Source organism: Cohnella sp. (genome assembly GCF_041640265.1).
Taxonomy (GTDB): domain Bacteria; phylum Bacillota; class Bacilli; order Paenibacillales; family Paenibacillaceae; genus Cohnella.
This window is the reverse complement of the sequence record NZ_JBEQAP010000008.1, coordinates 138536-159310: the sequence shown is the minus strand read 5'-3', so window position 1 is coordinate 159310 and position 20775 is coordinate 138536. Positions and strand designations below refer to the sequence as shown.

At 49.3% G+C, this 20775-nt stretch carries 21 protein-coding genes, 1 tRNA gene and 1 other RNA gene; 19 read left to right on the top strand and 4 right to left on the bottom strand.

Annotated elements, in window-relative coordinates; all coding sequences use genetic code 11:
- The first annotated feature begins 51 nt into the window (after nucleotides 1-51).
- Complete coding sequence (locus tag ACESLK_RS08950; RefSeq protein WP_373228962.1) at nucleotides 52-813, top strand: SIMPL domain-containing protein; 762 nt, start codon at nucleotides 52-54, stop codon at nucleotides 811-813.
- 86 nt (nucleotides 814-899) lie between these two features.
- Here the strand turns inward: ACESLK_RS08950 and ACESLK_RS08945 are convergent, their stop codons facing one another.
- The 4 genes from ACESLK_RS08945 to ACESLK_RS08930 all read right to left on the bottom strand — a co-directional run bounded on the left by ACESLK_RS08945 (nucleotide 900) and on the right by ACESLK_RS08930 (nucleotide 2640).
- The gene (locus tag ACESLK_RS08945; protein ID WP_373228961.1) at nucleotides 900-1184 is read right to left on the bottom strand and encodes a hypothetical protein; all 285 of its coding nucleotides are present in this window, start codon (nucleotides 1182-1184) and stop codon (nucleotides 900-902) included.
- Nucleotides 1185-1305: 121 nt separating this feature from the next.
- Nucleotides 1306-1566: a sporulation histidine kinase inhibitor Sda gene (gene sda / locus ACESLK_RS08940; protein WP_373228960.1), complete on the bottom strand. Its 261-nt coding sequence runs from the start codon at nucleotides 1564-1566 to the stop codon at nucleotides 1306-1308.
- Between the two features lie 232 nt (nucleotides 1567-1798).
- Nucleotides 1799-2380: an ATP-dependent Clp endopeptidase proteolytic subunit ClpP gene (clpP, locus tag ACESLK_RS08935; protein ID WP_373228958.1), complete on the bottom strand. Its 582-nt coding sequence runs from the start codon at nucleotides 2378-2380 to the stop codon at nucleotides 1799-1801.
- Between the two features lie 185 nt (nucleotides 2381-2565).
- Nucleotides 2566-2640: transfer RNA gene (locus ACESLK_RS08930), tRNA-Arg, on the bottom strand.
- A 228-nt stretch (nucleotides 2641-2868) separates the two neighbouring features.
- Between ACESLK_RS08930 and ACESLK_RS08925 the strand changes: the two genes are divergently transcribed.
- The 18 genes from ACESLK_RS08925 (at nucleotide 2869) to ssrA (ending at nucleotide 20448) form a co-directional block, all read left to right on the top strand.
- Nucleotides 2869-3891 (top strand): sugar-binding transcriptional regulator, encoded by a 1023-nt coding sequence (locus tag ACESLK_RS08925; RefSeq protein ID WP_373228956.1) that lies wholly within the window; start codon nucleotides 2869-2871, stop codon nucleotides 3889-3891.
- Between the two features lie 112 nt (nucleotides 3892-4003).
- Nucleotides 4004-5014 carry a type I glyceraldehyde-3-phosphate dehydrogenase gene (gene gap, locus ACESLK_RS08920; RefSeq protein WP_373228955.1) on the top strand — a complete coding sequence of 337 codons (1011 nt, stop codon included), beginning with the start codon at nucleotides 4004-4006 and terminating at the stop codon, nucleotides 5012-5014.
- A gap of 608 nt (nucleotides 5015-5622) precedes the next feature.
- Nucleotides 5623-6804: a phosphoglycerate kinase gene (locus ACESLK_RS08915; protein WP_373228954.1), complete on the top strand. Its 1182-nt coding sequence runs from the start codon at nucleotides 5623-5625 to the stop codon at nucleotides 6802-6804.
- 11 nt (nucleotides 6805-6815) lie between these two features.
- Complete coding sequence (tpiA, locus tag ACESLK_RS08910; protein WP_373228953.1) at nucleotides 6816-7568, top strand: triose-phosphate isomerase; 753 nt, start codon at nucleotides 6816-6818, stop codon at nucleotides 7566-7568.
- Between the two features lies 1 nt (nucleotide 7569).
- The gene (gene gpmI / locus ACESLK_RS08905; RefSeq protein ID WP_373228951.1) at nucleotides 7570-9105 is read left to right on the top strand and encodes a 2,3-bisphosphoglycerate-independent phosphoglycerate mutase; all 1536 of its coding nucleotides are present in this window, start codon (nucleotides 7570-7572) and stop codon (nucleotides 9103-9105) included.
- Nucleotides 9106-9144: 39 nt separating this feature from the next.
- Nucleotides 9145-10437, top strand: coding sequence for a phosphopyruvate hydratase (eno, locus tag ACESLK_RS08900; RefSeq protein WP_373228950.1), 1293 nt, complete (start codon nucleotides 9145-9147; stop codon nucleotides 10435-10437).
- A 332-nt stretch (nucleotides 10438-10769) separates the two neighbouring features.
- A complete protein-coding gene (locus ACESLK_RS08895; protein WP_373228948.1) occupies nucleotides 10770-11534 on the top strand; it encodes a sugar phosphate isomerase/epimerase family protein in 765 nt (254 codons plus the stop codon).
- Nucleotides 11535-11640: 106 nt separating this feature from the next.
- Nucleotides 11641-11868: a hypothetical protein gene (locus tag ACESLK_RS08890; protein WP_373228946.1), complete on the top strand. Its 228-nt coding sequence runs from the start codon at nucleotides 11641-11643 to the stop codon at nucleotides 11866-11868.
- A 24-nt stretch (nucleotides 11869-11892) separates the two neighbouring features.
- Nucleotides 11893-12051, top strand: a complete 159-nt coding sequence (locus tag ACESLK_RS08885) for a hypothetical protein (RefSeq protein ID WP_373228944.1) — start codon at nucleotides 11893-11895, stop codon at nucleotides 12049-12051.
- 24 nt (nucleotides 12052-12075) lie between these two features.
- Nucleotides 12076-12432 carry a hypothetical protein gene (locus ACESLK_RS08880; protein WP_373228942.1) on the top strand — a complete coding sequence of 119 codons (357 nt, stop codon included), beginning with the start codon at nucleotides 12076-12078 and terminating at the stop codon, nucleotides 12430-12432.
- Between the two features lie 124 nt (nucleotides 12433-12556).
- Nucleotides 12557-13381 carry a hypothetical protein gene (locus ACESLK_RS08875; protein ID WP_373228940.1) on the top strand — a complete coding sequence of 275 codons (825 nt, stop codon included), beginning with the start codon at nucleotides 12557-12559 and terminating at the stop codon, nucleotides 13379-13381.
- Nucleotides 13382-13386: 5 nt separating this feature from the next.
- On the top strand, nucleotides 13387-13557 hold the full coding sequence (locus ACESLK_RS08870) for a hypothetical protein (protein WP_373228938.1): 171 nt from the start codon (nucleotides 13387-13389) through the stop codon (nucleotides 13555-13557).
- A 109-nt stretch (nucleotides 13558-13666) separates the two neighbouring features.
- Nucleotides 13667-14896, top strand: a complete 1230-nt coding sequence (locus tag ACESLK_RS08865) for a GNAT family N-acetyltransferase (RefSeq protein WP_373228935.1) — start codon at nucleotides 13667-13669, stop codon at nucleotides 14894-14896.
- Between the two features lie 100 nt (nucleotides 14897-14996).
- On the top strand, nucleotides 14997-15236 hold the full coding sequence (gene secG / locus ACESLK_RS08860) for a preprotein translocase subunit SecG (RefSeq protein ID WP_373228934.1): 240 nt from the start codon (nucleotides 14997-14999) through the stop codon (nucleotides 15234-15236).
- 138 nt (nucleotides 15237-15374) lie between these two features.
- On the top strand, nucleotides 15375-18188 hold the full coding sequence (rnr, locus tag ACESLK_RS08855; protein ID WP_373229010.1) for a ribonuclease R: 2814 nt from the start codon (nucleotides 15375-15377) through the stop codon (nucleotides 18186-18188).
- A gap of 182 nt (nucleotides 18189-18370) precedes the next feature.
- Nucleotides 18371-19306 carry an aspartate carbamoyltransferase gene (gene pyrB, locus ACESLK_RS08850; protein ID WP_373228932.1) on the top strand — a complete coding sequence of 312 codons (936 nt, stop codon included), beginning with the start codon at nucleotides 18371-18373 and terminating at the stop codon, nucleotides 19304-19306.
- 111 nt (nucleotides 19307-19417) lie between these two features.
- Nucleotides 19418-19900 (top strand): SsrA-binding protein SmpB, encoded by a 483-nt coding sequence (smpB, locus tag ACESLK_RS08845; protein ID WP_373228930.1) that lies wholly within the window; start codon nucleotides 19418-19420, stop codon nucleotides 19898-19900.
- 182 nt (nucleotides 19901-20082) lie between these two features.
- Nucleotides 20083-20448, top strand: a transfer-messenger RNA (tmRNA) gene (gene ssrA / locus ACESLK_RS08840).
- Nucleotides 20449-20775: the final 327 nt, after the last annotated feature.

Genomic DNA, 20775 nt, shown 5'->3' with positions numbered 1-20775 from the left:
GGGGGGTAGAATTCGTCATAAGGTCAAACGGGCAGAAGGGAGTTTGGAAGGATGAAACAACGTACGGTTCATGTGTTAATGATAGCTGCAGTTGCTGTTGTGGTAGGGTGGTTTGGTTTTGGAAGAGGGGAGGCTGCAATTGTGTCGGCAGAAGTTACTCCTGTAAGTATGCCAGTGAATACGGTTACGGTCGGTGCCACTGGATCAATTAAGGTCGAACCCGATGTTGCACATTTGAGTTTGGCCGTTGAGGCCCGAGGCTCTAAGGCATCGGAAGCACAGCAAGCGAACGCGGACAAGTTCGCTGCGGTGGAAAAAGCATTGTACGAGAAATTCGCTATCGACAAGAAAGATGTAAAGACAACGAATTTCGATGTGCAGCCGGAATATAACTATACGGAGAAAGACGGCCGAGTGCTGAAGGGGTATCTCGCGGTTCATCAGATTCAAGTCACCTATCGGAACTTAGCGGAGATTGGGAAGCTGTTCGATGCCTTGACGGCGGCTGGTGCTAACCGTATGGATGGGGTTCGGTTCGATACAGAGAAGAAGGATCAGTATGAGCTGGATGCCCTGAAGATAGCAATGGCGAATGCTTCGGCGAAAGCGAGTGTACTGGCCACTTCAGCTAATCGTCAGTTGCAGGGTGTTATTAACATCGTTCAAGGAGATGTTTCTAACATGCCGATCCTATACGAGCGTGAAGAGGCTCGCAATGAGATGGCTAAGATGGCGGATGGAGCATCAACCTCCGTGCAGTCCGGGCAAATTGAGATCAGTACAAAGGTTACGGTTCAGTATGAGATGAAGTAGGATTGATATCATGACGTGTGTACTAGGAAGAGGCGGGATTCATTCCGTTTCTCTTTTTTTTCTACGACGGCATAATCGACAAACATTCACGCGTCCCTCTGGTTTTCTAGGTTTTGCAAGTGTCCCACCATTGTCGCAAAATGCAGCAATGAGCGCGCCTTAACCAAAATGCGCCCCACCATAGTCGCAAAATGCAGCAATGAGCGCGCCTTAACCAAAATGCGCCCCTCCATTGTCGCAAAATGCAGCAATGAGCGCTCCTTAACCAATATGTATCCCTCCATTGTCGCAAAATGCAGCAATGAGCGCTCCTTAACCAATATGTATCCCTCCATTGTCGCAAAATTCAGCAATGAGCGCTCCTTAACCAATATGCATCCCTCCATTGTCGCAAAATAAGACCTGCATCTGTTTTGTGTGTTTTCAGATCGAGAAAACAAAAACCGCAATCCGGATTAGGATTGCGGTAGTAGATGTTAAGTTGAAGGGCAGTTATGCCTCTTTATAATTTTCTAGTTGGCGGGTGGAAAGAGCCTCTTCCAATAATTCAATGAATTCGTTGGACAGGTTCATTTTCTTGGCTTCCCTGTAAACTTCCAGTAAATGCTCGTCTTTCAGCGGGCGAAGAAGTGACGCTTTATCACTAAGGCGACGGGCAGCCATCATATCGATGGAGCTATCACTTACGTATGTGCGAAGCGTTTTGTCTTCTGATTGCTTGCTAACAAGATACGGATAAGTCTGTTCGGGCATAAGTATCCCTCGCTTCTAATGTTCCTAAGTGATGACTAGAACTGGAGGTATTTGGATACCTTCTGAAGATAGCATACCATGGATTTGTAGTGTCGAAGAGAGGGCATTCAAAGATTTGAATTCTTGTTGACATAATAGAAAAACCGTGTTATGCGATTCTGATTAGGCGCAGGAATTAGAACAAACAAAAAACGTCAAGGGTCGAATTGATCCTTGACGTCTTTTTGGTTGTTTAGAGTTTAGTGATAACTTTGTCGATAAGTCCGTATTGCTGAGCAACATCAGCTTCCATGAAGTTATCGCGGTCGGTATCCTTCTCGATGCGCTCCAATGGCTGACCTGTACGTTCAGCAAGAATTCCGTTTAACTTATCACGCAGCTTCAAGATCCGTCTAGCCCGGATTTCGATGTCGCTGGCTTGACCTTCAGCTCCGCCGAGCGGTTGATGAATCATGACTTCGCTGTTTGGAAGAGCGAAGCGTTTGCCTTTCGCACCTGCCGCGAGAAGGAAAGCTCCCATCGATGCGGCCATACCAACACAGATCGTAGATACATCAGGCTTAATGAACTGCATGGTATCGAATATCGCCATGCCGGACGTAATCGAGCCGCCAGGGCTGTTGATGTAAAGGTGAATGTCTTTCTCAGGGTCTTCGGCAGCAAGGAACAGCAGCTGCGCGATGATGGAGTTAGCTACTACGTCATTCACTCCGGTACCCAGAAATACGATACGATCCTTAAGTAAGCGGGAATAAATGTCATAAGCGCGTTCTCCCCGATTTGTCTGCTCGACAACCATTGGTACAAAACTCATGTTTGACGTCCCTCCTTATATTGTTGGTTTAGCTGGATAGCGATATTGTTTTATTATCATAGCGAATTCACGCACGAAAGTCAAAGAAAGTCAAAGAGATATCCGAGGCTAAAAAAGGGGTACGATATAAAAAAACCGGCCGTATGGAACGGCCGGTTATGCTGAATGATATAGAATGGCGTAGTTGGCGCGCCCGTGAGGAATCGAACCTCAATCTCAGCCTTCGGAGGGCTGCGTCATATCCGTTGGACCACGGGCGCATATTGTTACAGCAAGAGTTATTATAGGTGATGGATGCACAAAATGCAAGATAAAGAGTTCTGGTAAATTTGTTATTTTCGTGGACATTTGCTGTTGCATCCTCTAGAAAAATTCGTTAATATAAAGGTGGGACTCAAAAGGATGTGGCGGGACATATTCGGTCCATCCGAAAAGTTCGCATAATTGCCGACGATGGCCATCTGGTCACAGGAGGAAGCGCGGAGAGAATGCGAAAAATTGTAGAAATTCAAAAGAAGCTGTTGCCTGATCTACTGCAGGTTATGGAGAAAAGGCACAAGATCCTGCACCAAATCTATCTGTCGGGAACGATAGGACGGCGTACATTGGCAACAAACGTTGACCTGACGGAGCGTGTCCTTCGCTCAGAGCTTGAGATTCTGCGAGCGCAAGGTTTGCTTGAAATAGGAGCGGCAGGGATGGCGCTTAGCGAAAGCGGACGTCAGCTGGTCGAAGAGATGGAACCGATCTTGAAGGAACTGTTCGGTTTATCGGAATTGGAAGAAACGGTGCGACAAGCCTTCGGACTAAAGCGGGTAGTTATTGTGCCCGGGGATTCCGACAGCTCAGACCATATCAAGCGGGAGCTTGGTCTTGCGGGAAGCCGAGTACTCCGAGACAGCTTATCTTCCGGCGATGTGGTTGCGGTTATGGGCGGATCGACAATGGCGCGAATGGCATCGCAGTTCGCTACGCCCATGCAGCTTCGGGATAACTGGTTTGTTCCTGCTCGAGGTGGTTTGGGAGAGAGCGTTGATTATCAAGCCAATACGATTGTCTCCGAGCTGGCCAAGCGAACCGGAGCGCGTTACCGAATGCTTCATGTGCCTGACCATCTAAGCGAGGAAGCTTATCAGACCCTTATGCAGGAGCCTAACGTTCGAGACGTCGTCGATATGATCCGCAGCGCGCGTATCGTCGTTCACGGAATAGGGGATGCCTTGACGATGGCAAGACGTCGGAAGCTCAGGAATGATACCAAGGATGAGCTGGTAAAGGATGGCGCGCTTGCAGAAGCGTTCGGGTATTACTTCGATCGGTCAGGCAAGGTTGTCCATCGGATGGCTACAGCGGGCTTGCGTCTGGAAGATATCGAAGCAGCGGGGATGGTAATCGGCATCGCGGGCGGGAGCAGCAAGGGTGAAGCTATCGCATCGGTCATGAGATTCGGTCATGATGACGTGCTGGTAACGGATGAGGCAGCAGCTATAGAGGCGCTTCGACATGTTTGAATATTTAAAAAAGTTACATGCTTAAGTATAGGGTAATAATTAGTGGTCTCGGTACTATAGGTACCTGTTATAGATCAAAAAAAATTTTTAGATCTCCGAGGAGGAAATTATTATGGCAGTAGTTAAAGTTGGTATTAATGGATTCGGACGTATTGGTCGTAATGTGTTCCGCGCTTCTTTTAAAAACCCTAACGTAGAAATCGTAGCAATCAATGATCTAACAGACGTTAGCACGCTTGCTCATCTATTGAAGTATGATACGACTCATGGTCGTTTTGACGGAACAGTTGAAATCGGTGAAGGCGCACTTATCGTTAACGGAAAAACGATCAAAGTATTCGCTGAGCGTGATCCAGGCGCATTGCCATGGGGGTCAGTCGGTGTTGAAGTCGTTGTTGAATCTACTGGTTTCTTCACGGCTAAAGATAAAGCTGAGCTTCACTTGAAAGGCGGCGCTAAGAAAGTAATTATTTCCGCACCTGCAACGAATGAAGATATTACAGTTGTTATGGGCGTTAACCATGACAAATACGATCCGGCGCAACACACAATCATCTCCAACGCTTCTTGCACAACAAACTGCCTTGCACCATTTGCTAAAGTCATTAACGATCAATTCGGTATCGTTAAAGGCATGATGACAACAATCCACTCTTATACAAATGACCAAAGTGTACTTGATGTGCCTCACAAAGACTTGCGTCGCGCTCGTGCCGCCGCGGAGAACATCATTCCTTCTTCCACAGGCGCTGCGAAAGCTGTTTCCCTTGTGTTGCCTGAGTTGAAAGGTAAATTGAACGGTATGGCTATGCGCGTACCTACTCCTAACGTATCCGTTACGGATCTTGTGGCTGAATTGAAAGTTAGCGTAACAGTTGAAGAATTGAACGCTGCACTGAAAGCTGCTGCTGACGGCCCAATGAAAGGCATCTTGAAATACTCCGACGAGCCGCTGGTATCCAGCGACTACAATGGCGATCCTGCTTCTTCTACAATCGACGCTTTGTCTACAATGGTTGTTGAAGGCAACATGGTTAAAGTCATTTCTTGGTACGACAACGAGTGGGGCTATTCTAACCGCGTTGTTGACTTGTGTGAATATATTGCTAGCAAAGGATTCTAATCCCCCTATGTCCCCCTTTTCCAAAGGGGGATTCCGAGGGCTCTGCCCTCTGGACACCCGTGTTGGCTGAGGAGCGGACTTGGGTGGTATGGAGAGTTACAATTGTGCTAGGAAACGCTATCGTCCCGGATTTGCTCTGCAAACCCGGGACACGCTTTACTCTGGAGGAAAGAAGGAACTCCCCGTCCGCGCTGTTGCGCTTCGGGTCCTTCAAGTAGAGCATGGCTCCCCCGCGCACTGACTTGCGCTTCTTGGGGAGCTGGGATTAAGAGCATGGCTCCCCCGCGCACTGACTTGCGCTTCTTGGGGAGCTTGGATTAAGGGCATGGCTCCCCCGCGCACTGACTTGCGCTTCTTGGGGAGCTTGGATTAAGGGCATGGCTCTCCCGCGCACTGACTTGCGCTTCTTGGGGAGCTGGGATTAAGGGCATAGGCTCCCCTGCGCACTGACTTGCGCTTCTTGGGAGCCGAGGTGAGAGCGCTGCTCCAACACGCATAACTGCGTTTCTATTGGAGTGACAATAATGATAATGCGGACACATGGCAGGCTCCTTGATCGGAGCCTAGCTTTGCGCCCGGGTGATTGAACATTCGAGGAGGACTGACTCTTGAACAAGAAAAGCGTAAGAGATGTCGAGGTTGCAGGAAAGAAAGTATTTGTCCGGGTAGATTTCAACGTGCCGCTCGAGAACGGTGCAATTACGGATGACACGCGAATTCGCGAGACATTGCCGACGGTTCGTTATTTGGTTGAAAAGGGTGCGAAAGTTATCCTTGCCAGCCATTTAGGCCGTCCTAAAGGCGAAGTCGTAGAAGAGCTGCGGTTAACTCCGGTTGCTGCTCGGTTGTCGGATTTGCTTGGCAAACAAGTGAACAAGTCCGAAGAAGTCGTAGGCGCTAGCGTACAAGCTAAGGTAGATGCGTTGAAGGACGGAGAAGTACTCCTGCTTGAGAATGTTCGTTTCCACCCAGGTGAAGAAAGCAATGATTCCGGCTTGGCCAAAGCTTTCGCCGATTTGGCGGATTTGTTTGTGAACGACGCCTTTGGCGCCGCTCATCGCGCTCACGCTTCAACAGAAGGCATCGCTCATCACATTCCTGCTGTTTCCGGACTGTTGATGGAGAAGGAGCTGGATGTACTTGGCAAGGCTCTGCACAATCCGGAGCGTCCTTTCACGGCTATCGTAGGCGGATCCAAAGTAAAAGACAAAATCGATGTCATTAACAAAATGATTGAAATCGCGGATAATATCATTATTGGCGGTGGACTTTCCTATACGTTCTTCAAAGCACAAGGCAAAGAAATCGGTAATTCGCTAGTGGACAATTCCAAGCTGGATTTGGCTCTGGAATTCATGGAGAAAGCGAAGAAGCTTGGGAAGAACTTCTATATCCCTGTTGATATCGTGGTCTCCGATGATTTCAGCGCGACTGCTAACACGGATATCGTGGATACCGATCACATTCCTCCAACATGGGAAGGTATCGATATCGGACCGAAAACCCGTGAAATCTATGCAGATGTCATTAAGAACTCCAAGCTGGTTGTTTGGAACGGACCGATGGGCGTATTCGAAATCGAGCCTTTCTCCTACGGTACTCTTGCGGTTGCTCAAGCATGCGCGACAACCGATGCTTACACTGTCATCGGGGGCGGCGATTCTGCTGCTGCAGCGGAGAAGTTCAAGCTTGCGGATCAGATGAATCACATTTCCACGGGCGGCGGAGCGTCGCTTGAATTCATGGAAGGCAAAGTCCTTCCAGGCGTAGTAGCGCTAAATGACAAATGAGGTGAACGAAGATGAGAACTCCGATTATCGCGGGTAACTGGAAAATGTTCAAAACAGTCAGCGAAGCAACAGCGTTCGTATCCGAGGTTAAAGGCAAGGCAGAGGTTGAAGGTGTAGAGAGCGTGATTTGCGCGCCATTCACGGCGCTTCCGGCTCTGGTCCAGGCAGTTAAAGGAACAAGCATCAAAATCGGCGCGCAAAATCTTCATTTTGAAGACAATGGTGCTTTTACGGGTGAAATTAGCGGTGCCATGCTGAAGGATATAGGTGTTCACTATGTGATCATCGGTCATTCGGAGCGCCGTCAATATTTTGCCGAAACGGACGAAATTGTGAACAAGAAAGCTCTTGCCGCTTTCCGTCATGGTTTAACGCCGATTATCTGCGTAGGCGAGAAGCTGGAAGAGCGTGAAGCTGGCCAGACTAAAGAAGTGTGCCGCGTGCAAACAGAGGGCGCGTTCGCAGGTTTAACTGCAAAGCAAGCCGCTGCATCCGTAATCGCTTATGAGCCAATCTGGGCGATCGGTACGGGCAAATCCTCAACTGCAGACGATGCAAATGAAGTAACGAGCTACATCCGCGGTGTTGTGGCAGGCTTGTTCGGCGCTGAAGTGGCTGACGAGGTACGTATTCAATACGGCGGAAGCGTTAAACCGAACACAGTAGCTGAATATATGGGTCAATCCGATATTGATGGAGCATTAGTTGGCGGCGCAAGCCTTGAACCGGCTTCTTATGTAGCTTTGGTTGAAGGGGCGAAGTAGGATGACAGCTCCTAAACCAGTTGCTCTGATTATTCTCGATGGCTTCGGCTTACGCGAGAGCATTCATGGAAATGCCGTTGCGCAAGCAAACAAACCGAATTTCGATCGCTACTGGAGTTCGTATCCTCACACAACCTTAACGGCATGCGGAGAAGCGGTTGGCCTGCCGGAAGGTCAGATGGGAAATTCCGAGGTTGGACATCTTAATATCGGAGCCGGCCGTATCGTGTATCAGGATCTTACGCGTATTTCTAAGTCGATTCGCGACCAAGATTTTTATGACAACTCCACATTACTCGGTGCAGTCAGACATGCGAAGACGAATGACAAGAAGCTTCACCTCTACGGCTTGGTATCAGATGGCGGCGTACATAGCCATATTGCTCACTTGTTTGCTTTGCTGGAGCTTGCCAAGAAGGAAGGTTTGGAGCAGGTTTACATTCATGCGTTCCTCGATGGCAGAGATGTTTCGCCTGACAGCGCAGCGGGGTACTTAACTCAGCTGCAAGCAACGATTGATCAGCTGGGTATCGGACGAATTGCAACGGTTCAAGGACGTTATTACGCGATGGATCGCGACAAGCGCTGGGAGCGTACGGAGAAATCCTACCGCGCAATGGTGTATGGGGACGGCCCGTCCGCTTACGATCCGATTCAAGCGGTGAAGGAATCCTATGAGAAATCGGTATTCGACGAATTCGTTATGCCGACAGTAATCTTGGGAACAGATGACAAGCCTGTAGGTCTAGTCGAGCCCGAGGATGCCGTTATATTCTTTAACTTCCGTCCAGATCGTGCCATTCAGCTGTCAAACGTATTTACGAATGAAGACTTCCGCGGCTTTGACCGCGGGTTGAATTTTCCTAAAAACCTGTATTTTGTCTGCATGACGCTGTTCGCGGAATCGGTTGGAGGCTTCGTTGCTTACAAGCCCAAGGAGCTCGATAACACGCTCGGCGAAGTATTCGTGCAGCAGGGGAAGAAACAGCTTAGAATTGCTGAAACCGAGAAATACCCGCATGTTACCTTCTTTTTCAGCGGTGGGCGGGATGAGGTACTCGAAGGCGAGACTCGCATTCTCATCAACTCGCCTAAGGTAGCGACTTATGACCTGCAGCCTGAGATGAGTGCATATGAGTTGACGGATGCTCTGGTTAAGGAAATCGAAGCGGACAATCATGACGCCATTATTCTAAACTTCGCCAACGCGGATATGGTGGGTCATTCCGGGATGCTGGAGCCGACAATCAAAGCGGTTGAAGCGACAGATGAATGCCTTGGACGGGTTGTTGATGCGGTTGTTGCCAAAGGCGGCGTCTGCGTCATCATCGCGGATCACGGAAATGCGGACATGGTTATCGACGATAACGAGCGTCCATTCACAGCGCATACGACAAATCCGGTTCCTTGCATCGTTACTGAAACTGGACATACACTCCGCGAAGGTGGTATTCTAGCGGACGTAGCCCCTACAATTCTTAAGCTGATGCAATTGCCGCAGCCTGAGCAAATGACAGGTAAATCTTTGTTTATCTAAGCTAGACCTATACAAACCTATTTAAAAGGAGTGTTACTCATGACCATGATTACTGATGTGTACGCACGCGAAGTGTTGGACTCTCGTGGAAACCCAACAGTGGAGGTAGAAGTTCGTTTGGAATCCGGTATACTCGGCCGCGCAATCGTACCTTCCGGCGCATCCACAGGTGCTTATGAAGCGGTTGAGCTTCGCGACGGTGACAAGAGCCGTTACCTAGGCAAAGGCGTTCTGAAAGCCGTTGACAATGTAAATACGATCATTGCTCCTGAAATCATTGGCTACGATGCCCTTGATCAAGTCGAAATCGACAACAAAATGATCGAAATCGATGGTACGCCAAACAAAGCAATCCTGGGCGCTAATGCGATCCTTGCTGTATCCATGGCTGTTGCTCGCGCTGCAGCTGATGCTCTAGATGTACCTTTGTATACTTACTTAGGCGGTTTTAACGCCAAAACACTGCCTGTACCGATGATGAACATCGTTAACGGTGGAGAGCATGCGGATAACAACATTGACGTTCAAGAGTTCATGGTTCTGCCAATCGGTGCGGCTACGTTCTCTGAAGCTCTTCGTATGGGAACTGAAATTTTCCACGCGCTCAAAGGCGTTCTCAAAGCGAAAGGCCTGAACACAGCTGTTGGCGACGAAGGCGGATTCGCTCCTAACCTTGGCTCCAATGAAGAAGCGCTGTCGACAATCATGGAAGCTATCGAAAAAGCGGGCTACAAAGCTGGCGTTGACGTATTCTTGGGAATGGACGTTGCTTCCACTGAATTTTTCAAGGACGGCAAATACCATCTTTCAGGCGAAGGAAAATCATTCACGTCTGCTGAGTTTGTTGACCTGCTGGCAAGCTGGGTAGAGAAATACCCAATCGTCTCCATTGAAGACGGATGCTCTGAAGACGACTGGGAAGGCTGGAAGCTGCTTACCGAGAAATTGGGAGACAAAGTCCAACTCGTCGGCGACGATCTGTTCGTAACGAACACTGAGCGCCTGTCAGACGGAATCAAGCAAGGCGTAGGTAACTCCATTCTCGTTAAAGTTAACCAAATCGGTACATTAACTGAAACTTTTGATGCTATCGAAATGGCTAAGCGCGCTGGTTACACAGCTGTTATCTCTCACCGTTCAGGCGAATCCGAAGACAGCACCATTGCTGACATCGCGGTTGCTACGAATGCGGGTCAGATCAAGACAGGCGCGCCGTCCCGTACGGACCGCGTTGCGAAATACAACCAATTGCTTCGTATTGAAGATCGCTTAGGCGCCACTGCCAAATACGGCGGCAAAGAAGCGTTCTACAACCTTCGCAACCTGAAATAGTTCGACATAAATAGTTCACGACATAAATAGTTCAACATAGATTCCAACATAATCAAGAAGAACGGACCCTTGTGCCTATGCACGGTCTGTTCTTTTTTTCGTCTGCTGCAAAATTACGAAGAAATAAAGCCTTCGAAGTCCGTATAAACGTAATAGGTAGATGGGTATATTTTTTCGCGGTAAAGAGATACTTCAAAATGGCATACAAAGAGGACAAAATGACTGCTCGTGATAACGCATTCTTAAGCCTATAATAGATGAGAGAAGACGAACTTATTACCGCACGGACTTCCGGGCGAAATCGAACTAACGATAGGGATGGTGGAATGATCATGAGTAAACCGCAGGTAGGCATTCAGTTATATTCCGTAAGAGACCGCAGCGAGAAGGATTTCTTGGGCACGATTCGGGAAATCGCAGACATAGGCTACAAAAATGTTGAGTTAGCAGGCTATTATGGCTTCTCGGCTAAGGAGGTTGGCCAGACGCTGAAGGATTGCGAACTGAACGCAAATTCCGCACACGTAGGTCTTAAGGTTAACGATCCGGAAATCTGGGATAACCTGAAGACACAAGTGGAGTATTACGCAGAGCTTGGCGTGAAGCGTTTTATCGTTCCTTATTATCCTCTTGGAGATAATCCGTCTCTGGATGACGTGAATAAGATGGCTGATAATCTTACGGAAGCTTCTAAGATCGTTAGAGCTGCAGGACTCGAATTTGGTTACCACAATCATGCCTTCGAATTCAAGCCGGTTGAGGGAAAGCTGGTCATTGATCACATTATGGAGAGAATTCCGGCGGACCAGCTGTTCGCCGAGTTCGACTTAGGTTGGGTGCAGGTAGCGGGCCAAGATCCCGCGGAGTATATCAAAAAATACGCAGGACGCCTTCCGGTCGTTCATGCAAAGGATTTCAAAGCGGATGGCAAGGATACGGAAATTGGCAAAGGAACGGTTGATTGGGATTCCGCTCTGGCGGCTTGCGAAGCTGCAGGCGTGGAATACGTGATTATCGAGCAGGAGCAATATGATGTGTCGTCATTAGAAAGCGCGAAGCTCAATTACGTTTGGTTCAAAGAGCGTGGTTGGATCTAAATATAACAGCATAGGAAGAAAAGGTCCGGATCATCTGATCCGGGCCTTTTTTTGCATAGATTTAAGGAAAATTTGGAACATTAATTTTAAAGGGGGGAATGCCATTATGAGTCGTCTGGTGGACATTATTGAGAACCATCATAACTTAGATCAATTCTTTTCCATCATCAAACATTATGGAGTTAGCGCGGAGTATATTTCCGATGCTCTCATCCAACAGTTTGAGCAAAAGTCGGAACAAAGCGATGGGGGCAAGGAAGAGACTAAAGAAGATATTCAAGTCTATCCTCAGGAGTTAATTGATGATCTAAAGCAATTCTATGCTAGATTCTGATCAGATGGAAAAGGGGTATCAAAAATGTCAGAAAAAAATCCATTTGAACAAAGTCAAATACTTAAAACCGGGCAGCAAGATACTCCGGAAATCGAACATTCAACGGACCATACCGATGAGAAAGATCCTCGCATAAAGTCTGAAAAAATTCGATATTCAAACGCAGACAGTTTGTATAAATAAATCGAAATAGAAAGGAGGATTTCCATGACCAGCTTATTGATGAAAATTTTTATATGTCCAATTGGAGTGATTGTCTCTGCTTGGTTATTTCCCGGCGTACGATATGGCGCTTATTATCAGCCAATCATCGTAGGTTTGATATTAGCCGTGGTAGGAGTTCTTATGGAGTACATGCTTCTGAAAAAAGGTACATTATGGATTAGTACCTTCATGGACTTTGCGGCATCAGTGCTTATTGTGTATTTTGTTTCGAACTGGTTCCCGGGGGCGGCTGTGACCTTCTTTGGAGCCATTCTGACCGGGGCTCTTTTAGCCATAACCGAACATTTTACTCATCTTTGGTTAATCCAAAGCGGAAGAACGCAAAAGGCGCCTGCATAACTTCGCGTGGCTAGTTTACATTTAATGACAAATAAACCATCTGTTTTTTTCGTAAATTGAATTTTAGTGAGGAATTATATAAACGGGCACAAAAGGTTACCCAACAAAAAGAGGAGGCTATAAATTGAAACGCAAAGCACTTACTTTGGCTTGTGTCATGGGGATGTCCGCAATGCTTTTTTCGGGTTGCGGTGTACTCGATAACAACGGCGGTGTAACGACTCGCAATGCAGATGGTGGAAATACAGTCCGTAACTTGACGAATAACGGTAATAACGCAATGGACCATAATAGGGGCGGCCTTGCTGGCAGAACTACAGGCAGAACAGATACTTTAGGGAATCGCACAATGGGCAACGGAAGAGGCACTACCGGATATGGTATGACAGGTATGGATATGGATAGCCAGTTGAGAAACTTAGGCTTCCAAAATGCGTTGGTAATCGGCAACACGATTATCGTCGCATCCGGCGACCAGCAGGATCAAACCAACGGAACAACAGGCACAGGCGGAACTACAGGCACAGGCGGAGTGACTGGTATGGGCGGAACAACCGGCAATCGCGGAATGACAGGTAGAGGCGGAACGGCCGGCACAGGCGGAGTGACTGGTATGGGCGGAACAACCGGTTTAGGCGGAACAACCGGCACTGGCGAAATGACAGGTAGAGGCGGAATGACTGGTATGGGTGGAACTGCCGGCACAGGCGGAACTGCCGGCACAGGCGGAACCACAGGCATGGGAGGACTGGATCAACTTTTCGGTCCGAATACTCAAGTTCTCAAAGTGACGGACAACCAGGCCATCAAAGCGATTCAAAGGGTTAAGTCCAAATTGAATTCGAATAATTCATTGGACCAAGCGTCCGCCATAGCCGCGGATATTAAAACCATTCTGAAGCACGCCACGCCGATGGATAACAATAATACCAATTCGGCAGACCGATAATTAATATGAATAATAGTGATAAAGACTCCGATTGGTCGACCGCATTAATCGATTTGATTAACAGGCCGGGAGTTGACAGGGAAAAAATAATACAGGGCAAGTATGTAGAAGCGGAGAAGATCACGGAATCGGGATGCTCATCTTGCGATGCTGTGACCCAAGCGGACGAATTGTAAATAGAAAAACGCAACAACCCACTGATACGTTAATCAGTGGGTTGTTTTACAACTGTTGAACCTTTGGTAAAATGGATGGGAGCGATGAGAGTAAAGGCGGTGGACGTTTGTGGAAATCAGGCAGCTGCGAGCAGATGAGTTCGAGGAAAGAGTGGCCTTATCCGAATTTGCATTTCAATTCCAATTACCTCCGGAGAAATTAGAAACCCATCGAACTGCGTTCCGTCCTGAGTGGGAATGGGGCATATTTAATGAGAAGGGAGAAATGCTTTCAGTTCTATCGATCCTTCCCTTCGAAACATGGATTCAAGGGAAAAAGATTGCGATGGGCGGTATTGCAGGTGTTGCGACCTGGCCGGAAGCAAGAAGGCAGGGCTCTGTAAGTAAGCTGCTTGTTCATTCGCTGGATACGATGCGTAAGAATGGCCAAACGATCAGTATGCTGCATCCGTTCGCTTTCTCTTTCTACCGCAAATATGGCTGGGAAATGACGATTGAACGTAAGAATTACACGATTTTGACTCATCAGCTGCCACCCCGTGTAGAAATGCCTGGCCAGGTTAAGCGCATGCCTAAGCCGGATATCAACATGCTGGATCAAGTTTATTCTAAATACGCTTCCCGCTATAGTGGGACGTTGGTCAGGACGGCGGATTGGTGGGAACGTAAAATCCTGTCCAAAACCGGCATGATGGCCGTGTATATAAGTGAAGCTGGAGAACCGGAAGGCTATGTGTTCTATGAGACGGTAAAACGCAAGTTGACCGTTCATGACTGGACGAGTATCACGGATACGGCGCGGCAGGCGTTATGGACATACATAGGTAACCATGACTCGATGATTGATGAGGTTTCGATTACGGTGCCGGTTGATGATTCGCTGCCGTTCTTGCTGCCAGATCCCAGGGTGAAGCAGGAGCTAATTCCTTATTTCATGACGCGAATCGTGGATGCGGAGGCTTTTGCAGGCTTGTATTCTTGGTCCGCAGGGGAGTCGGAAGAAGAAGTGGTCATTACGCTGACTGACGCGCATGCGCCTTGGAATAATGGGGTATTCCGGTTGGTGTGGAGTAAAGAAGGTACAGCACGGCTGGAGAGAATGGAACTGAAGACGATGGGTGAAGGGCAAGGGAATAAAATAGCGGAGGAGACTACTGGGCTAGCTTGCGGGGTGGGCGGGATCACCTGCGACATTCAGGCGCTAACGGCTATGCTGCTCGGAAATCGTAAGCCTATCTGGATGCGTGAAGCGGGTCGGATTACCGGATCTGAAGAGAGTATAATGATGTTAGAGCGCAGGATTCCGATTGGTACGACCCACTTGATGGATTTCTTCTAAGGTGGAAGCAGGTCATGAAAGAAAGAAGGTTGTCAAGCTGCCAGGCATTGTGATACAATCAAAATACTGTTTTTGTGTCGGTATCAGGGAGGTGTAAGCGATGGACGTTGTACTTAAAATTATTCTGGTTATTCTCTCGATAGGCCTAATTGCCGTAGTTTTGCTGCAACGCGGAAAGAGTGCAGGTTTGTCAGGCGCAATTTCTGGCGGTGCTGAGCAGTTGTTCGGCAAACAGAAGGCTCGGGGACTTGACTTATTCCTAGAGCGTCTAACAATCGGACTAGCGGTTGGTTTCTTTATCCTTTCTTTGGTAGTCGCTTATTTTGTTAAAGCGGCTTAATGACGTTAGAGATCAAGCGGGAAGCGCTAGCTTCCTGCTTTTTTTTGTCTGTTAGCGATTAGGGCAGGTCGAATCGTCCGATTGCCGATGACGCAAATTGTGTATACTATACGTAGGACGAGGTGAATAGGGATGCCGATGTGCACAGAGCAGGAGCTGCTCGATTTCATGCGGGAAACCGCTTATAAACCATTGACATACCAGGAGTTAGAGAAGCATTTTGGCATTGAGGATGCAGTTGGATTCAAGGAATTCCTGCGTCTGTTAACGGAGATGGAGCAAGACGGCAAAATTTTGCTAACCCGTACGAATCGCTATGGCGTTCCGGAACGGATGAATTTGCTGCGCGGTCGTATCCAGGCTCATCCGAAGGGCTTCGCATTCTTAATTCCTGATGATAAGGAACACCAAGATCTCTATATTCATGCGAATGACATGAAGGGTACGATGAATGGAGATATCGTACTCGCTCGCGCTACTTCTAAGAACGAGCAAGGTAAGATGGAAGGCGAAATTGTACGTATCGTCAAACGTGCGGTAACTCAGGTTGTCGGCGTGTTCCACAACCACGAGAGCTATGGCTTTATCGTGCCGGACGACAAGCGAATTAACAAGGATATTTTCGTGCGTGGGGAAGGTTTCATGGGTGCGGTGACAGGCCAGAAGGTCGTTGCTAAAATCATTACTTACCCGGAAGGACGTACCGCGGCAGAAGGCGAAATTATCGAGATTCTTGGACATAAGGATGATCCGGGCGTCGATATTCTTAGCATTATCCGCAAGCATGGCTTGCCGGAGAGCTTCTCGGCGGACGTTATGGCGGAAGCGGAGGCGGCTCCGGATTCCATATCGGACGACGAGATCGTACGCCAAGGGCGCCGAGATTTGCGGGATAAGGTTATCGTGACGATCGATGGCGAGGATGCCAAGGATCTGGATGACGCGGTTAACGTAGAGCGTCTGCCGAACGGAAACTTCTTATTGGGCGTACATATTGCTGATGTAAGCTATTACGTGCGCGAGAAATCCAAGCTGGATGAAGAAGCCTACAATCGCGGGTGCAGCGTATACCTAGTAGATCGGGTCATTCCGATGCTTCCGCATCGCTTGTCTAACGGGATTTGCTCGCTGAATCCCCAAGTGGATCGCCTCACGATGTCCTGCGAGATGGAATTCGAGCCGGGAACGATGAAGCAGGTACGCCACGATGTATTCACAAGCGTCATTCGGACGAAAGAGAGAATGACGTATACAAACGTCCGCAAGATCTTGAATGAAGAAGATCCAGAAGTGACGGAGCGTTATGCGGATTTAGTGGATAATTTCAAGCTGATGCGCGAGGTCGCTATGGCTTTGCGTGATCTGCGTATGCGCCGCGGTGCTATCGACTTCGAATTCCAGGAATCGAAGGTTATCGTGGACGAGCAGGGCAAGGCTGTAGATATCATTAAGCGGGAGCGTTCGATCGCGGAGCAGATTATCGAAGAGTTCATGCTGGTGGCGAACGAGACGGTGGCGGAGCATTTTCACTGGTTGAAGGTTCCGTTTATCTACCGGATTCATGAGGAGCCGTCTGCTGAGAAGCTGATGACATTCATGCAATTCGCCGGCAACTTCGGCTACGCGGTTCGGGGAAAAGGGAATACCGTTCATCCGCGCGCGCTGCAAACCTTGTTAGAAGAAATCCATGGCACGAAGGAAGAGACCGTTCTTAGCACTATGATGCTGCGGTCTATGAAGCAGGCGAAGTATGACGCGGAACCGCTGGGACATTTCGGTCTGGCTGCGGAATATTATTCGCACTTCACTTCGCCGATCCGCCGTTATCCCGATCTGGCTATTCATCGCGTGATGCGCGAGGTGCTGGAGAACGGAGGCGTTCTGCCGCCGAATCGCGTTGACTCATTGGCCTCCCGTATGCCGGATATCGCGTTGCAGTCGTCGGAGCGAGAGCGTCTAGCCGTTGATGCCGAGCGGGATACCGAGAAGCTGAAGAAAGCCGAGTTCATGCTGGATAAGATCGGCGAAGAGTTCACCGGTATGATTAACGGCGTGACAAGCTTCGGGATGTTCATTGAGCTGGAAAATACGGTGGAAGGGTTAATCCGTCTAAGTGATCTGACGGACGATTATTACCACTTCCATGAGCTGCATATGGCGTTGATCGGCGAGCGTACGTCGAAGATCTACCGAATTGGCGACGAGGCGAAGATCCGCGTGGCTCGCGTTAACATGAGTGACCATACGATCGATTTTGAGATGGTCGATATGAAGTCGCGCAGCGGGAGCCGGGTTAGCTTTGTCGATGCACGAGGACCGGGCGGGTTCGATCGCAAGCGGAAGAAACGCGCTGCCGGTGGAAGATTCGCAGGCGTTGGAGCTTCGGGAGAACGCGGAGGTCGCGGCGGATCCGGCGGCGGCAAGTCGAGCCAAGGTGATCGCGGCGGACGTGGCGACGGTAAGGCTAGTCAGGGCGTTCGGGGCGCGAAGTCAGGCGCTGCAGGTGGAAAAGGCGGAGTGAGTAAGAATAATATGGTCAACCGCGGTGCTCCGGAAAATCAGGGTAACGAGGATAAATTTGTTCGAGTAGCTGCCCCTGAGGAAGTTCAAACAGGTGAACGTTCACCGAAACGTAAAGGTAATGGTGCTGGAAGCAGTGGCAGAGCCGGCGTAGAGTCTAACGGTTCAGCAAGTGGCGGAGAAAGAGCCGGAGCTGCTCCGGCTAGGCGCGGTAAGCTTGATATGTGGGGACTTCCCCGCTCAGGCAATTATCCTAAGGATGCAGACGATGGTATGGATGGCGGCGGTAAGTCGCAGAATGCGCGCAAAGGCGGAAGCGGCGGCAACGGTCGCAGCGCAAGTCGGCCGCCGAAGCCGTTCACCAAAGCGGAAGCGTCGGTTCCTAAGTCTAGCGGTGACAAGCCGAGCAGACGGAAGAAGCCCAAAGAATAGCGATAAAAGAGTCTGCTGGGGAAGCTGCCCAGCGGCTCTTTTAATGTTGTGAAAGATAAACGCCGTGAAAACGAAGAAGCCGTTATTCTTGGTTCGCGGATACAGATTCCATTTTACAAATTTCGCCGTATCTTATAGGATAGAGCTTAGTGTGTATGGAAAAGTCGGGAGGCAAACCTGGGATGAAACAGCTGTATCATGTGTTGGGGGCCAAGCAGTTCGGCAAGGCAGATTTAGAGGATTTGTTTGAAGCAGCGCGGGCAATGGAAGGTATTGTCGCTCGCGGCGGAGACAGGCGGCATGAGGGACGAATTATGACTTCGCTGTTCTTCGAAGCGAGCACGAGAACCCGATTATCGTTCGAATCGGCTATGCACCGGCTGGGTGGCAGCGTTATTGGGACGGAGAATGCCGCGCAGTTCTCTTCTGCTATTAAAGGAGAGACACTTGAGGACACGATTCGGATTATTAGCGGCTATAGTGACGTTATTGTCATGCGGCATACGGATATCGGTGCGGCTAAACGTGCGGCGAAGGTAGCAGATATACCAGTCATTAACGCAGGGGACGGAGCGGGAGAGCATCCGACTCAGGCTTTATTGGACGCATATACGATAAAGAAGGAATTCGGACGGATCGACGGCCTGAAGATTGCGATGGTGGGCGATCTTGCGTATGGACGGACGGTTCACTCTCTTAGCTATATTTTGGCCAATTACCAGGATGTTATGATTTATTATATTTCCCCGGACAATGTGAAGATTCCGATTGATGTGAAACGTTATATGGATGAGAACGGTATCCACTGCGAAGAGACAGACGACCTGAATTCCGTTGCGGGCTCGGTGGACGTGCTGTACCAGACACGCATTCAGAAGGAGAGGTTCCCGTCTGCGGAGGAGTATGAGAAGGCTTCAGGGCGGTATATCGTGGACTCCGAGCTGTTGGACCGGATGCGGTCCGACACGATCGTACTGCATCCGCTGCCCCGTGCAGGAGAGATAACGGAGGAAGTCGATTCGGATCCACGCGCCGCGTACTTCCGCCAAGCCGTTAACGGCCTCTATATCCGGATGGCGCTGATCGACAAGTGCATCACGGAATCGCAGGGTAAATAAGGATAAAGCTAGGTTTTGCTTTGTTGATGGCGCGGTGCCGCGCATGCTATAATGTATTTCCGGCGCAAGCCGCGCCATCATGGAAGTGAAAGGTAAGGAGGGAGAAGGAAAATGGGTAAGAATTCGCAATACGACAAGCCGCTAGCACAGAATAAGAAGGCATCCCATGATTACTTCATCGAGGATACCTACGAAGCCGGCATGGTTCTGACAGGTACCGAGATCAAGTCCCTGCGCACCGGCCGTGCGAATCTGAGCGATTCGTTCGCCACCATTCGCAACGGCGAGATGTTCCTGCATAATATGCACATTAGCCCGTTCGAGCAAGGAAACCGGAACAATCCGGACGATCCTACGCGTGCTCGCAAGCTTTTGCTTCATAAAGTTCAGATTCATAAGCTGCTAGGCTTGACCAAGCGGGAAGGCTATACTCTAGTTCCTCTTCGCGTCTATATCAAGAACGGTTATGCGAAGTGCCTAATCGGCTTTGGTAAAGGGAAGAAGCAGTACGATAAGCGTGAATCCGATGCTAAGCGCGATTCCCAGCGTGACATTCAGCGTATTCTTCGCGAGAAGCAGAAGGTTAGCCATTAATAGAGATAGGTAAGGTAGCACGGGGATGATGTTCCAGTGTTGCCAGCAACATTTTAGGTCAATGTAAGCCGTACGTGTTATAATAGATTTGTAAGTTAAGCATTCAAGCTTGTGCTAGTGTCGTCCTTCGGGATGACCTTCCTGGAATGTCCAACTGCTTAGGCGGTGGCGACCAGCTATTCGGGGGCGTTTATGGATTCGACGGGGATAGAACGAGCGTGGGTAGCGGGTAGTAGGGCTGCGTCTGCTTCACTAACGCGGAAAGCCAATTAAACGGCAAAACACAACCAAACTACGCTGTAGCAGCCTAAGAAACTGCTCACGTGCTTCTACCTAGCATCGCCCATGTGACTAGGATAGGGGCTAACCTATAGTGGGATACGCCGTCTCATCTCCGCCTGAGGTGAGCTGAAGAAGACAATCAGGCTGACCCGAAGGGAATCCGGTGACAGGGAGTCTCTAGGGTGACATCAAATCTGTCACTACACCCGTAGAAGCACATGTGGCGTTGTCTTCGGACAGGGGTTCGACTCCCCTCGCCTCCACCATCACGAAAGCCGACCGCATGAGGTCGGCTTTTTTGTGTGGAGTGAGGGGTTGTCGTTAACCTTGAATCCGATGGAGGACATTGGGGTTCGTTCCGCGCGCAGGGAGCGTAGCGGACGAGCACGGCATCTCATTCTACCGATAAGACCGTCATCCGCGAGTAGGCTTCGTAAGCAACTTCAATCATGAATGGGATACCCCTGAGCCGAATAAAGAATACGACACAAGAAACCGACATGAAATAGTCGTGTTTCGTTTGGGGAGCTGAACGGGGAGTCGCCCCATTCCGTAGGAGGACACTGGGGAAGTTCGTGTCGAATTCAACGCGA

What these genes read in the sequence shown, in the direction of transcription:
- rnr (WP_373229010.1), top strand. Translation starts at nt 15,375, where the DNA reads ATGTGCACAGAGCAGGAGCTGCTCGATTTCATGCGGGAAACCGCTTAT.
- ACESLK_RS08925 (WP_373228956.1), top strand. Translation starts at nt 2,869, where the DNA reads ATGCGAAAAATTGTAGAAATTCAAAAGAAGCTGTTGCCTGATCTACTG.
- ACESLK_RS08870 (WP_373228938.1), top strand. Translation starts at nt 13,387, where the DNA reads ATGAATAATAGTGATAAAGACTCCGATTGGTCGACCGCATTAATCGAT.
- gap (WP_373228955.1), top strand. Translation starts at nt 4,004, where the DNA reads ATGGCAGTAGTTAAAGTTGGTATTAATGGATTCGGACGTATTGGTCGT.
- pyrB (WP_373228932.1), top strand. Translation starts at nt 18,371, where the DNA reads ATGAAACAGCTGTATCATGTGTTGGGGGCCAAGCAGTTCGGCAAGGCA.
- tpiA (WP_373228953.1), top strand. Translation starts at nt 6,816, where the DNA reads ATGAGAACTCCGATTATCGCGGGTAACTGGAAAATGTTCAAAACAGTC.
- ACESLK_RS08880 (WP_373228942.1), top strand. Translation starts at nt 12,076, where the DNA reads ATGACCAGCTTATTGATGAAAATTTTTATATGTCCAATTGGAGTGATT.
- ACESLK_RS08895 (WP_373228948.1), top strand. Translation starts at nt 10,770, where the DNA reads ATGAGTAAACCGCAGGTAGGCATTCAGTTATATTCCGTAAGAGACCGC.
- ACESLK_RS08950 (WP_373228962.1), top strand. Translation starts at nt 52, where the DNA reads ATGAAACAACGTACGGTTCATGTGTTAATGATAGCTGCAGTTGCTGTT.
- ACESLK_RS08890 (WP_373228946.1), top strand. Translation starts at nt 11,641, where the DNA reads ATGAGTCGTCTGGTGGACATTATTGAGAACCATCATAACTTAGATCAA.
- smpB (WP_373228930.1), top strand. Translation starts at nt 19,418, where the DNA reads ATGGGTAAGAATTCGCAATACGACAAGCCGCTAGCACAGAATAAGAAG.
- sda (WP_373228960.1), bottom strand. Translation starts at nt 1,566, where the DNA reads ATGCCCGAACAGACTTATCCGTATCTTGTTAGCAAGCAATCAGAAGAC.
- ACESLK_RS08885 (WP_373228944.1), top strand. Translation starts at nt 11,893, where the DNA reads ATGTCAGAAAAAAATCCATTTGAACAAAGTCAAATACTTAAAACCGGG.
- clpP (WP_373228958.1), bottom strand. Translation starts at nt 2,380, where the DNA reads ATGAGTTTTGTACCAATGGTTGTCGAGCAGACAAATCGGGGAGAACGC.
- secG (WP_373228934.1), top strand. Translation starts at nt 14,997, where the DNA reads ATGGACGTTGTACTTAAAATTATTCTGGTTATTCTCTCGATAGGCCTA.
- eno (WP_373228950.1), top strand. Translation starts at nt 9,145, where the DNA reads ATGACCATGATTACTGATGTGTACGCACGCGAAGTGTTGGACTCTCGT.
- gpmI (WP_373228951.1), top strand. Translation starts at nt 7,570, where the DNA reads ATGACAGCTCCTAAACCAGTTGCTCTGATTATTCTCGATGGCTTCGGC.